A 12,820-nucleotide genomic window follows, 5' to 3' on the forward strand; every position below is an offset into this window, starting at 1 on the left:
TTTCGGGAGCGGGCGCACAGGTGGTCTCTAGCCATCAAGTGCGCGCTTCCCGCGATTCGTGTCGCAGAAAACAGGTTGAATTTTTGAATGAAGTGGGGGGAGAAACGGCCACCCACTGGAACAGTGGGAGCAATTCGCGGATCGTGACGCGAAAGTTGGAAAGTATTTTCGGAGCGAAACATCGGCCGGATCAGGTTCCGGGCGCCGCAGCCGCCTATTTTACTTCGGTGGGCTTCCTGCGGCCGGTGACCATGAACAGGCCTGCGCCTGCCAGCACGAGGATTCCGCCCGCAGGCAGGGCCCAGGTTCCTACGCCGGTGAGCGGCAGCTGGAATCCAGCGTTCTGCTTGATGTTGCCGATCGTCACCGTCACAGCCGAGGGGTCGTTGCTGGTGACCGTGGTCTCGACCGGCTGGGCGAGCAGCGCGTACCCGGACGGGGCCTTGGTCTCCACCAGCCAGTACGACTGGTAACCGGGCTGACCGGGGCTGACGGGCTTTCCGTTCGCCTTGTTGGAGTAACGCAGCCCCGAGATCACCAGGTTGCCGCTGGCATCGGTGGTCCAGGAATTGGAACCTCCGACGCTGATCGCGTTGGTACCGGCCAGCGCATCAGCCCGGCTCGGATACACCGAGAACCCGGCACCGGCCAGGGCGGCCGAACTCTGGGAATCCTTCTTGTGCAGCACGATGTTGCCCCACTTCGTCACCGCCACCGGAGGCGTGACCACGGGACCGCCGGGCTGGCCCGGAGTGATGTTGAAGCTGGCCGCGTTCGGGTAGACAAGAGCCGTGTTCGTGACCTCACCGACCGTGTTCACGGTCGTGTTCACCGTGACCACGACCTTCGCGGTGGGGTTGGCAGCCAGAATCGCCCGGCCGCTTGCGGTGAAGTCGACTGTGAGGGTGTTCGTGGCCGTGTCGAACGCGATGCTGTAGTCCGTGTTCAGCGCCAGCGCGGCATTGTTGGAGAGCGCCACGGTCGAGTTGGTGTAGCTCAGCTTCGAATCGAGCTTGTCGACGATCCGGTACCCATCAATCGGGTTGACGTTGGGAATGTCGCTGCTGATGGTCCACTGCACGTTGTCACCGAGCTTGACCACCGACACATCATTCACGCTCTTCGTGGCCCCGGTCACCGCGTTCTTGGGATAGACGTTCACGTCATACAGCCAGCTGTTCCCGCCGGCCGGGTCCGTCATGGGAACCGTCACCAGGAACGGGGCCGCAGGAGTCACACCGGCCGGGTAGCCGGTCTCGGTCACCAGATACAGGCCCAGCGGAAGATTCCCCAAGGTCGCCGTTCCGGCCGCGCCGGTCGTGACCTTCGAACCCGGGGTCGCCGCCTGCGTCACGGCCTGGTCCGGCGTCAGCGCTGCCGCCGCAGCCCAGCCCGCATTCGTCGTCAGATCAATATTGTTGACCTTCTGGACCGCGAACGTCACCCCGGCCATCGGCGTCAGTCCCTGCAACTGGGCGGCAGTCAGAACCGTTCCGTCGTTGGGCAGGTTGGTCGGCGAGGCCGGCCTCTCGTACTTGTGGATGGTCAACGAACCCGTCTCACGAACGGGGTTCGTGATGCCGGTTCCGGAATCAACCACCCTGGCTGTCTCCCGCGGCGCAGGAACCGCTTCGGGCACGATTGGCGCGGGCGCCGGGGGTTGCGGCACCGCAATGGCGGGCGGGTCCGACGTCGGCGCCGGGCTTGGCGGGGGCGCCGTCGGGCCACGTTCCGGCGCGGACTGCGGGGCTGACGGGGCGATGCTCGGAACATCGGCTTCAGCCATGGGCGTCGGGCTAGTCTGTCCAAGCCACATGAGAATGCCTGCAATCGCGAGGCCTCCCAGGACCATGGCGGCGACTGCCATCTTCCAGAATCCACCCACCGACCGCAGTCCCGCGGCGGCCGGTTCGACCCCTCCCCGAAGGAACGACTCCCGAAGGAACGGCTCGGGAAGGAATGGCTCCGGGAGAACCCCTCCGGGAAGAAGCGACTCCAGGAGTACGGTTCCGGGGAAAAATCCGGCGGTCACTGCCGGTGTAAAGACCACCCCGACCACCAAGGGGAAGACAAGCGCCCTCATGCCCGCCTGGACATCGTTGAGTTCCACCAGCACAGCCGTGCACTTCGAACACTCCTCCAGGTGGGCCTTGACCTTTTCCTGTGACGCACGTTTCAGGCCGTTGCGGACGTACTTTCCGAGCAAGCTCGAAAATTCAACGCATGAGTCGTCGCTGGCCACATTGACGTGGTTTTGCAAGTAGGCCTGCCGGAGCCCCTCACGCGCCCGGATCACGAGCGAGGAGACGCCGTTGGGGCTCAATCCGATGAAGGGTGCGGCCGCGGCAGGTTTCAGGCCTTCGATGTCCACGTGCCAGAGGGCCGCTTGCCAGCGTTCCGGAAGCGACTTGAACGCCTTCGCCATCGTGCTGGACTCAAAGGCGTCCAGAACGGTGTCCGCGTCGACGACAACGGTATCTAGGACGTCGACGTCGCCCACGACCTGGGTACGCCTGGACTTCCGGTTCCGGTCATGGGCAATTCGCCGCACGGCAGTCAGAAGATAGGAGCGGAAGAAATGGTCCGGTCCCTTGCCCTCAGTGAGGGCTTGGAAAATCGAAGCAAACGCCTCGGACACGACGTCGTCGGCGTCACTGACATTGTCCGTCTGGGCACGGGCGACAAACTTGGCCGCTGCCAAATGCCGCTGAAACAGCACATCGAAGGCGGAAGCATCGCCGTCACGCACCATGGCCATGATTTGAGGGTCGCTGTGCCCGACGGCAATCGACGCGTCTCCGCCATTCGAACCGTCCTCTGAAACCTGCCCCATAACCATCCAGTGTGACAGCCGAAATTGCATGTGACTTGAATCTTACGCAGGCCCGGTTATTCGACGGCAGCGAGTTTGGCCCGCGGCAACACGATTCCGCCGCGAGCCACACTCAACTGGCATGACCCGACGCCGCCCACTCCGCTCAGCACCGCTTGCCCGAAAGAAACATGTCGGGAATATTGTCCTCGTTTACGGGGCAGACAAGTCGGCGGCAGGCCCGGGCGAGACCATTATTTTCACCGCATGGATCATCAATGATTCCAAGGTCCTACTCCGCAACGTGTGCCTCATTCCTGGCTCCTTCACCAATGAAGGAATGGAGAGCCTTGATTACACGTCCAAGCCCCACGATTGGGACCTGGATATCGGGACGTTGTCCTCCGGAGAATCAGCGATGTTGAGCTTTTCGTACGTGGTCAGTGCCTCCGATCACCGGCACGGCGGCGAGCTTGTCAGCGCTATGGGGGTCGCCGGAATGTCCCGAGGCCGGGTAATCCGCGACGAACACGACGCCATTGTGGCCCTCAAACAATAGACCTTAAGCAAAACTGCGTCACGATCCCGAGTCCGCACCCACTCATTAGTGACACGACCACTCATCGCAGTCGACGGGAAGTTCAGATGATTCAACTCACTCCGCGGCCGAATGACTACTCGTTGTCCGGTTCCCCCACCGGCGGTTCCGGTGGCCAATCAACGTCGAGCTCGTAACCCTCATGCTTGCGCAGATAGGCCGCAATGAACGGGCAATGCGGAATGATCCGCTTGCCGGAGGCGACGACGTCGTCCAAGGCAAAGTGCGCCAGGACCTTGGCCAGCCCGCGGCCTTTGAACTGCGAGCGCGTCTCGGTGTGGAGGAAGTCGATGTGGCCGGGTTTGTCCATAAACTGCGAGATCACGGCTACTTCACCGTCAACCAGAAGCTCGTAGCGGTGGAATTTGTCGTTCCTGACCGTTGTGACGTCCGGGCTGAACGACTCTGCGGTTGAATCCGTGAACTCAGTCATGAGTCGAGATTCGCACGTAAACCGGGCTCTGGCAATGGCACCGTAGGGGCATCGGGAACCGCGACGGAAAGGACTCCGGCCGGCACCCGTCCCAGTAGTAACACTCCCAGCGCGAAGCACGCCGCTCCCCCAGCGAGAAGGGTCAGCGTGAGTCCGTTGAAGGCGGCGTCCACCACCGGAATGAAGACCACGACGCCGGCAGTCACCACCGCGACGTGCGTCCTGCCGCGCGCGTGGCTGGCCGCCGTCGGGCGCTCCTCAAGCCTGCCGCACAGCAGCAGGACCGGGAGCAAGAGCAGGAGGACGCCGAACAGCACCAGTGGGCGGGCCCACCACCATTCGGCCGTACCGGCCGCCGGTTTGGGGAAGCCAGTGAGCAGAAGCAGCCCCGACATTGCTGCGAGCAGGGGCAAATGCCACAGATAGACCGTCATGGACCGCCGGCCCGCCACGGCCACCACCCAACGGATCCAGCGCACGCCAGCCACCCAGGCAAGGCCGGGGCGCAGCAGCTGGAGCGTTGCTGCCTGGGACAGGCCCAAGAGCAGCATGCAGAAGTTGGGCGGATTCAGGTCCACGATCATGTTTCCGGAGTAGACCCCGATCCCGGTCACGAACCCCAGCAGCAGGTTGCTGCCCACGATCAACCCCGCGAACCAGCCCCGGCTGCGCCCCGCGAAGATGCCGTCGGCGATGAAGAAGCCGAATTGCTGGACCGCGCACCACACAAAGAGCATGTTGACGAAGGCGAGCATCGGAAACGCCCCGCGCAGGGAGTCAAGGGTGATCACGGCGGCCACGAGCCCGCCGAGGGTCAACCACGGGGAATGTCCGTGCAGCCGGGCCAGCAAGGGAACGCTGAGTTGAGTTGCGAGGTACGCGGCCAGGAACCACAAGGGCATGCCCGCCCCAGTCGCGATGAGCTGGACCACTTCCGGGTCGACGCCAAGCAGGCTTGCGGCCCACAACCCCACGAACATCGAGGCCAGCAGCGCAGTTGCCGGACGGATGAGACGCAAAAGCCTCAGTTGCGCATAATCGACGCCGGAGCCGCCGCGCGCACGCAAGCGACGCCACGATTCCAGTCCCGTGATGCCGCCGAGGACGAAGAACAGCGGCATCACTTGGAACACCCACAGGACGGGCTCGAACCAGTGCTGCTCCATGAGCGTGTTTTCAGTGGTGACGGTGCCGTCCGGGTGCAGGACCGGGCTGACCATCATGCAGTGCGAGAGCACCACCAGGATGAGGCAGAAGAACCGGGCGAGATCGATCACGGGATCACGTGAGCGGCCAAATGCGGCCATGGCCACGGACGTCTTTTGTTGCCTCGAGAATCCCATTACACTCCCTCGCGAACTGCTGAGATCATTGTCCGCCCGCTCGACGGTGGGAACCAGAGCGGGCGAACGTGCGAATTCGTGGGTGCGGCCCGCGAGCTGCGTTCCGGAACGCAGCTGTGGAACCGCACCCACGGTCGCGGCGTTTAGCGACGGACGTTCAGCAGCCGTTCCCGTTGCCGCGGATCCTTGGCCGCCGCGCACGCCGCCAGGGCCAGGCCGAAGGCGCCGTCCAGGACCGCCCGGTCCGCGGAAGCGGACGAGCCGTGGGCAGCAAACTCGGCGGTGTGGTGGGCGGCCCCGCCCACGTCGTAGCCGAGCAGCGGATGGATGCTTGGGACCAGTTGCGAGACGTTGCCCATATCCGTGGAAGCTACTGGATCTTCGTTGAACGCGACAGCCCTCCCTCGGGCGGACATCGCTTCCCGGTAGGCCTCGGAAAGGTACCGGTCCTGCCTGAGTTCGGCGTAGGCGTTACCCGTGGGCGTGACCTTGAGGGCGCTCCCGCTGGCAAGTGCGCCCGCCTCCAGGCAGCGCCGCACGCGTTCCTCGATGGTTCGCAGGTTCTTGAGGCTCGGTGAACGCATTTCCACGCTCGCCCGGGCACGCTCCGGTATGACGTTGACGGCGCTCCCGCCTTCCGTCACGATCAACGAAACAACCGAGGCGGGCGGAAGTTGCTGCCGTGCCAAGGCAATGGCCGTCTGTGCAATCACGAGCGCATCGAGGGCATTGACCCCCTCGGATGGAGCGGCCGCAGCATGCGCGGGGCGCCCTTCATAGAGCACGTCCCACATACCCATGGCCAGGGACGAGCCGCCGATGACGTCCTCGGCGCCTGCATGGGCCATCATCGCCAGGGAGACGTCTTCGAAGAAGCCCTCGCCGATGAGATCGACCTTGCCGCCGCTTGTCTCTTCCGCCGGAGTGCCGAGGACCTTGACAGTGATCCCGAGCCCGTCGGCGACGGAGGCGAGCGCGAGTGCCGCGCCCACAGCACAGGCGGCGTTCACGTTGTGTCCGCACGCGTGGCCAATGGTCGGCAAAGCATCGTATTCAACGCACAGTGCGACCACCAGCTCACCGGCCCCGAACCTCGCGCTGAAGGAAGCAGGGAGCAGTGGCTGCGGACCGTCAAAGCTGAAGCCAGCGCTCCGGAGCAGCCGGCTAACCCGCTTCGCGGCACGGAACTCCTGCCCGCTGAGCTCGGGATCGGCGTGGATCGCGTGGCTCAGGCCAACGACTTCCGGCTCCCACCGTTCCAGCGCGGCAGAGACGGAGCGCTCGACGGCGGCCGGTGACGTCGTGGTGGGCGTTGCGGTTTCCGGGGACCCGGCCTTCAAGGCAGCAGCTTTCATGGCGGCGGCTTTCATGCGGCTGTCGCCGCTGCGTGCCGCTTCGGGTAACGGGCGGCTGCTGCCGCAGCGATAAAGGCCGCGATGGCCAGGGCAATCCAGATCGACAGGAGGCCCCCCTCGCTGATATGCCCTGACTGGACTGAAGACGAGGAGATGAGCTTCACGACGGCGGCACCCACCGCAATGCCAACGGACAGCGCCAGTTCGTTGAGGCCGGCCGCCGTCGAGGTTTCCTCCAGCGGAACGCCCTCCACAGACAGTGCCCGGGTTCCCGCCTGATACATGCCAAGGCTCAGGTTGAACATGGCGAAACCGGCGCAGTAGCCGGCCAGGGAGCCGTGCGCAGCTGCCATGACCAGGAAGCCGCCCGCCAGCAGGAGACCGGCGAATACCAGGGTCGCACGCTCGCCGAACAGGCTAAGAGCCCTTGAGGTCAGGAGCGAGGAAAGCAGCGAGAGCACCGATGCGGCGGCCAGGACGATGGCGATCATGAGCGGGCTCAGCGCGAAGCCGTAGCCGGTCTTGTCAGGGTTCGAATACAGGAAGATCCCGTTGGTGCCGAAGTAGCTGATGGAGGCGAAACCGAAGAAGAAGGTGGCCAGCGAGACCGTCCGGATGCGCGGGATGGCGAGCATCCGCAGGTCCATGAAGCGCTTCCCGTTCACGCCTCGAGCGTCCAGGACCACCCAGTAGGCCAACAGCGCGAGGCCGATGATTCCGGATCCCAGGGTCTTGGCATCCAACCAACCCCAGTCCGGGCCCATCGAAAGGGCCACCACGAAGCCGATCAGGCCGAGGGAACATGCCAGGAGCGGCACCAAGGCTAGTCCTTCGCGGGTGGGGGTCCCGGCGTCGGGCAGGACGAAGGAACAAAGCAGCCCCACAACCGCGAACGGCACCGCTACCCAGAAACCGAGGGTGGGATCGTCGACGCCGATGATCCCGGCAAGCAGGCCGCCTGCGCCAACCATGATCATGAGCATGCCGATCATCACGCTCACGCCGGTGCGGGTCTGCGCCGGGCTGCTCACCCGCAGGATGCCCATCATCAGCGGAATGAAGCCAACCACGCACGTGAGCATGACGACGCCGATTGTCACCGTCCACAGCGAGGGCCACAACGCCATCATGAGGACGCCGGCCGCGACTACCGCCGTCGACCAGCGGAGCACGAGCCTGTAGCCATAGCTGTCGCCGAGTCGCGAGATGATCGGCGTGAGCACGGCAAAGCTCACGTTTGAGATCAGGAAAATGCCGTTGATGGTGGGGTCATCGATCGAAAAGCTCGGCCCGAGGGCGGGGAGGATGGGGTTGAGGTAACCCTGGGTGGCTCCACTGAGTGATTCGATCAGGGCCATCGCCACGATCATTCCGGTGATGGTCCGGCGTGCGACGGCTGCCGTCGCCGGAGGTGCTGTCTTGCTTGCCATGTGCTTCCTTGAGTGTTGGGGGCGTCGTTGCCTGGGCGTTGGGATGCAAGTGGGGGTGATGCGAGTCACAACGTTAGGTCCGCCGTCTACACTGGCTAGGAATTTGTTTGAAATCCTCTGAGAATCGTGAATTTTGAAGGAATCAGCCATGATCTCCGAAACTGACCTCGAAATCGTCAATGCCCTGCAGATCAATCCCCGTGCCGACTGGAGCCGGGTGGGGGATGTCCTGGGCTTGTCCGGGCCTACCGTCGCGCGCCGCTGGAACTCCCTTGCCGAGCAGGGACTGGCGTGGATCACCCCGGCCCCGGGTCCGCGCTATCTGAGTGCTGGCTGGTCGGCGTTCATCAGCCTTTCTTCCCTTCCAAGCGAGAACGAAGCCCTGGTCCAAAAGCTGTGTGCGGAGCCGGCATTCGGCACCGTTTCGCTGGTGTCCGGCTCGCACGATCTCTTCGTGGACTGCTTCGCCTCCAGCCACGAAGAGCTAATGGACATCGTCACCGGCTCCTTCGCAGGCCTCCCCGGAGTGACCCACCGGGAAGTCGTTTTCGTCACCAAGCTGTACCGGCAGGCTTCCGACTGGCGCAGCGGCACCCTCGAACCGGCGCGGGCCCGGCTCATGTCGGTAGAACCCCTGCCCGCCCCGGCCGCCTACGCTCCCGACCGGCTGGATGCGTCCCTCTTGGAGGAACTGGCCAAGGACGGGCGGGCCAGTTGGGCGGAACTGGGAGCCGCCTGCGGCGTCTCTCCCCAAACGGCACGACGGCGGGTGGAGCGGTTCCTCGCGTCCGGCTACATGACGCTGAGGTGCGATACGTCCGTTTCCGCCCAACAAGGACTAAGGGAAGTGAGCCTGATCCTCAACGTGCCCGCCCACCATGTTGACGCCGTCGGGCGCTATTTCGCTGCGCTGCCGAACTGCCGGCTCAGCGCCCAGGTTCTGGGCGCCCAGAATCTGCTCGTGACACTTTGGGTCCGCGACTACTTGGAGGTCCAGGGCCACGAGTGCGAACTGGCGGAGCGCGCGCCAGGGAGCGCCGTGATCTCCCGGCAAGCCGTGGTGCGAAACTACAAACGCCTCGGGCACGTGCTGGACGAGTCCGGACGCAGCCGCAGCGTGGTCCCGTTGCCGCTGTGGCGTGAAGCCTAGCTGCCCGCCCCGTCCCCGACGCTCGCTCACCTATGACGCCAAATCCCACAACGCTCGCTCACCAATGACGCCAAATCCCACAACGCTCGCTCACCAATGACGCCAAATCCCACAACGCTCGCTCACCAATGACGCCAAATCCCACAACGCTCGCTCACCAATGACGGGAAGTGCCGCTCCCATCTGGACACCCAGACGGCAACACGAACATTTACCGTGCGGCGCGACGACTCGCGGCGTTTAGTAGAGAGTGCTATCAATCCATGACAAAGGAGTCATCGTGGCACGCGCCGATTTCGCGACAGTGCAGTCAGCCCCACTTCCCCTCGCTCCAGCCGCCCTGGCCAGTGGCGCATCGCTTGGCCTCGGTTTGGCGGCGAGGCCAAACGCGGACGACGATTCCGGGTCCGGCGGCGAGGTCCCCAGCAGCGCCTGGCGGGTGCGCGCCGACGCCTGGGAGTTCCTTGGCTACGCCGTCAAACAGCTGGCCGCCGCCACATCGCGTTCCGGCGGGGTCCGCCCGCCGCGGGAACTGCCGCGGGATGTCAGAAGGTTGTTGCCGCTGCTGGAATCCCTCGAAATGTATTGGGCGTCTCCGGGGCAGCAATATGTCATGGAATTGCGGCGGGTCCTGGAAGCTGCAGAATACCCTGAGGCGCTAAGCCTCATCGAACCGGTCGCGCGACGCGTTGCCGGCCACAACCAACACGCCCAGGAACCCTCACCGGATCCCGAACGCGAAGCGGACCGGGTTGAAGAACCCGCCGAAGCGCGCAAGCGGTTCGAGGTCCTCGTGATCGATGACATCTCCAGCGCCGACCGCGAAGCCCTTCAAGCGGAACTTTTCAGCCAGCGCCGCCCCGCCGACGCCTTCAACTACGAGCTCGTGTGCGTGCCGAGCTTCGAGGACGCCATCGTGGCCATCCTGCTCAACCCCGACATCCAGGCGTGTGTGCTGCGGCCGGGATTCGTCCCGAACAGCAGGCAGCGCCTGAGCCGGGATGTGCGCAGCTTCCTGGACCGGTTCTTGGGGAAGTCGCTCCCCCAGCGACCGTTGGACCGCATCCTGAGCTTGGCGGAGAAACTGGGCCAACTCCGCCCCGAACTTGATCTCTACCTGGTGGCCGGAGTGGGGATCGAAGAACTCGCCGGTTCCTTGACCCGCCAATTCCGCCGGATTTTCCGCCGCCAGGATGGGCTGGAGCTCCATTTGTCCTTGCTGGCCGGCATCGCGGAACGATATGAAGCGCCGTTCTTCCACGCGGTCCAGCAATACAGCCGCAAACCCGCCGGTGTTTTCCATGCCCTGCCGGTGTCCCGGGGTGGATCGGTCATCCATTCCAAGTGGATCAACGATCTCGGCGAGTTCTACGGCCTCAACCTGCTCCTTGCCGAAACCTCCGCCACGTCCGGCGGGCTCGATTCACTCTTGGACCCCCGTGGCTCCCTCAAACAGGCCCAGAAGCTGGCGGCCCGGGCATTTGGTGCCCAAAAATCGCTCTTTGTCACCAACGGGACGTCAACAGCCAACAAGATCGTGCACCAATCGATCCTGGCTCCCGGCGATGTGGTCCTGGTCGACCGGAACTGCCACAAATCGCACCACTACGCCCTCATGCTGGCCGGCGCGCAGGTCTCGTATTTGGACGCCTACCCCTTGAACGATTTCTCCTTCTATGGCGCGGTTCCCTTGGAAAGCATCAAACGGATGCTCCTGGATTACCGCCGGGCAGGCAGGCTCCACGAGGTCAAGATGCTTGCCCTCACCAACTGCACGTTCGACGGCATTGTGTACGACGTCGAACGAGTGATGGAGGAGTGCCTCGCCATCAAACCTGACCTGGTTTTCCTGTGGGACGAGGCCTGGTTCGCGTTCGCGGGCTTCCACCACATCTACCGCCGTCGCACGGCCATGGCTTCGACCCGATCGCTTGAAAAGTCCTTCGCCGATCCGGCCTACGCCCGGCGCCACGCCGAGCAATTGCGCGAGCTTGGGGCGGCAGGCGACCCAGCGGGCGGCGGCCAAGCGGGCGGCGGGCCCGACGACGGCGGCCCGGGTTCCGGCGTCGGGCCCGTCAACGATGAGCTGCTCCTGAAGACGAGGCTGGTGCCCGATCCGGCGAAGGCACGCTTGAGGGTCTACTCAACGCAGTCGACCCACAAGACCCTGACGTCGCTCCGGCAGGGGTCCATGATCCACATCCATGACCAGGACTTTGGCCAGTTGAACGAGGAGAGCTTCCGGGAGGCGTACATGACGCACACCTCCACGTCACCCAACTATCAGATCCTGGCTTCCCTGGACATGGGACGGCGGCAGGTCGAGTTCGAAGGCTACGAGCTCGTGCAAAGGCAGGCAGATCTCGCGGTCAGCATCGCCCAGGCCGTGGCGAGGCATCCCTTGCTGAAGAAGTACTTCCGCGTCCTCGGCACCAAGGACCTCATACCTGCGCAGTATCGCGAAACCAACCGGCAAATGCCGCTCCGCGACGGGCTGGCAGCCATGTCGGAAGCTTGGGAGCGCGACGAATTCGTTGTTGATCCGAGCCGTTTGACCCTGCACATCGGCCTCACCGGCGTGGACGGCGATACCTTCAAGCACGACTATCTGATGGACAAGTACGGGATCCAAGTCAACAAGACGTCAAGGAACAGCGTGCTCTTCATGACCAACATTGGTACCTCCCGGAGTGCCGTCGCGTACCTCGTCGAGGTCCTGGTCAAGCTGGCCGAGACCTTCGAAGACGAGCAATCCGGTCTGAGTGGCCTGGGCCAGCGGGCCCGCCGTACGCGTGTCGCGGCGCTGACCAGCACGCCGCCACCCTTGCCGGATTTCAGCCGCTTCGCAGAACGATTCCGCAAGGACGCGGAAACTCCCGATGGCAACATGCGCGCGGCCTACTTCGAGAGCTACAAAGCTGGATCCTGCGAATACTTCAGTGCGGCCGAACTTGCGCGAAGGATCGCCGCGGGCGAGGAAATGGTGTCTGCCTCCTTCGTCACCCCCTACCCGCCGGGGTTCCCGGTCTTGGTTCCCGGGCAGGTGATCACGGAGGAAATCCTGTCCTTCATGTCGGCTCTGGACACGCGGGAAATCCACGGCTTCAATGCGGAATTGGGGTTCAGGGTGTTGACGGGGTGAGCTAGGGTCACCCCAAAAGCCCATATAAGTGAGCGAGCGACGGGCTTGGAGGGCACATACGTGAGCGAGGGTTCCGCGCTTAGCCGAGCGCCACGGCGAGGATGCCGAGCACGACGGCGAGTAGCGGCGTCGTGCTCTGAAGAACCGCAGCGCGGAGGTACTTTTTGCCGCTCAAGGCGAGCACGATTGCCGCCAGCAGCATGGAGCCGCACGAACTGAAGACGAGGGTCCAGCCCACCTGCGGATGACCAAGTGCGACAAAGACGATCCCGGCGAGCGCCCCGATGGCAAGGAAGAGGTTGTAGAAACCCTGGTTGTACGCGAGGGGCTTGGTGGTTTCGGCGTCGGACTGGGAAGCGACGCTGAACCGCCTCCACGTGGCCGGACGGGTCCAGGTGATGGACTCCATGCTGAAGATGTAGACGTGCAACAAGCCGGCAATGAGGGCGAAAATCAGGGAGGCCAGGATCATGTGCTGATCCTAGCCTCCCTGTGTTGCACGGAGCCTCAATTGCGGACGACGACGGAAGGGGGACCCGCCGTCGTCGCACGTTGTG

Annotated in this window: 9 protein-coding genes; 3 read left to right on the forward strand and 6 right to left on the reverse strand. The window is 64.1% G+C overall.

What is annotated here, in order from left to right; all coding sequences use genetic code 11:
• Window positions 1-214: 214 nt before the first annotated feature.
• Window positions 215-2,833, reverse strand: coding sequence for a SpaH/EbpB family LPXTG-anchored major pilin (locus ABD742_RS21500; RefSeq protein WP_234753954.1), 2,619 nt, complete (start codon window positions 2,831-2,833; stop codon window positions 215-217).
• A 121-nt stretch (window positions 2,834-2,954) separates the two neighbouring features.
• Between ABD742_RS21500 and ABD742_RS21505 the strand changes: the two genes are divergently transcribed.
• Window positions 2,955-3,371, forward strand: a complete 417-nt coding sequence (locus ABD742_RS21505; RefSeq protein ID WP_234753953.1) for a hypothetical protein — start codon at window positions 2,955-2,957, stop codon at window positions 3,369-3,371.
• A gap of 115 nt (window positions 3,372-3,486) precedes the next feature.
• Here ABD742_RS21505 and ABD742_RS21510 read toward each other — a convergent pair whose 3' ends face one another.
• The 4 genes from ABD742_RS21510 to ABD742_RS21525 all read right to left on the reverse strand — a co-directional run bounded on the left by ABD742_RS21510 (window position 3,487) and on the right by ABD742_RS21525 (window position 7,971).
• Window positions 3,487-3,843, reverse strand: a complete 357-nt coding sequence (locus ABD742_RS21510; RefSeq protein ID WP_234753952.1) for a GNAT family N-acetyltransferase — start codon at window positions 3,841-3,843, stop codon at window positions 3,487-3,489.
• Window positions 3,840-5,186, reverse strand: a complete 1,347-nt coding sequence (locus tag ABD742_RS21515) for an acyltransferase family protein (protein ID WP_234753951.1) — start codon at window positions 5,184-5,186, stop codon at window positions 3,840-3,842. The genes ABD742_RS21510 and ABD742_RS21515 overlap by 4 nt, the downstream gene beginning before the upstream one ends.
• 143 nt (window positions 5,187-5,329) lie before the next feature.
• Window positions 5,330-6,541 (reverse strand): amidohydrolase, encoded by a 1,212-nt coding sequence (locus tag ABD742_RS21520; protein ID WP_234753950.1) that lies wholly within the window; start codon window positions 6,539-6,541, stop codon window positions 5,330-5,332.
• 11 nt (window positions 6,542-6,552) lie between these two features.
• Window positions 6,553-7,971: an MFS transporter gene (locus ABD742_RS21525; protein ID WP_234753949.1), complete on the reverse strand. Its 1,419-nt coding sequence runs from the start codon at window positions 7,969-7,971 to the stop codon at window positions 6,553-6,555.
• 148 nt (window positions 7,972-8,119) lie between these two features.
• On the opposite strand from ABD742_RS21525, the gene ABD742_RS21530 reads away from it, so the two are divergent.
• Together ABD742_RS21530 and ABD742_RS21535 are read left to right on the forward strand one after the other, a co-directional pair.
• On the forward strand, window positions 8,120-9,121 hold the full coding sequence (locus ABD742_RS21530; RefSeq protein WP_234753948.1) for an Lrp/AsnC family transcriptional regulator: 1,002 nt from the start codon (window positions 8,120-8,122) through the stop codon (window positions 9,119-9,121).
• A gap of 370 nt (window positions 9,122-9,491) precedes the next feature.
• Window positions 9,492-12,263: an aminotransferase class I/II-fold pyridoxal phosphate-dependent enzyme gene (locus tag ABD742_RS21535; protein ID WP_234753993.1), complete on the forward strand. Its 2,772-nt coding sequence runs from the start codon at window positions 9,492-9,494 to the stop codon at window positions 12,261-12,263.
• Window positions 12,264-12,342: 79 nt separating this feature from the next.
• Here ABD742_RS21535 and ABD742_RS21540 read toward each other — a convergent pair whose 3' ends face one another.
• The gene (locus ABD742_RS21540; protein ID WP_234753947.1) at window positions 12,343-12,735 is read right to left on the reverse strand and encodes a DUF1304 domain-containing protein; all 393 of its coding nucleotides are present in this window, start codon (window positions 12,733-12,735) and stop codon (window positions 12,343-12,345) included.
• Window positions 12,736-12,820: the final 85 nt, after the last annotated feature.

This window comes from Arthrobacter ramosus, from assembly GCF_039535095.1.
GTDB classification, from domain to species: domain Bacteria; phylum Actinomycetota; class Actinomycetes; order Actinomycetales; family Micrococcaceae; genus Arthrobacter; species Arthrobacter ramosus.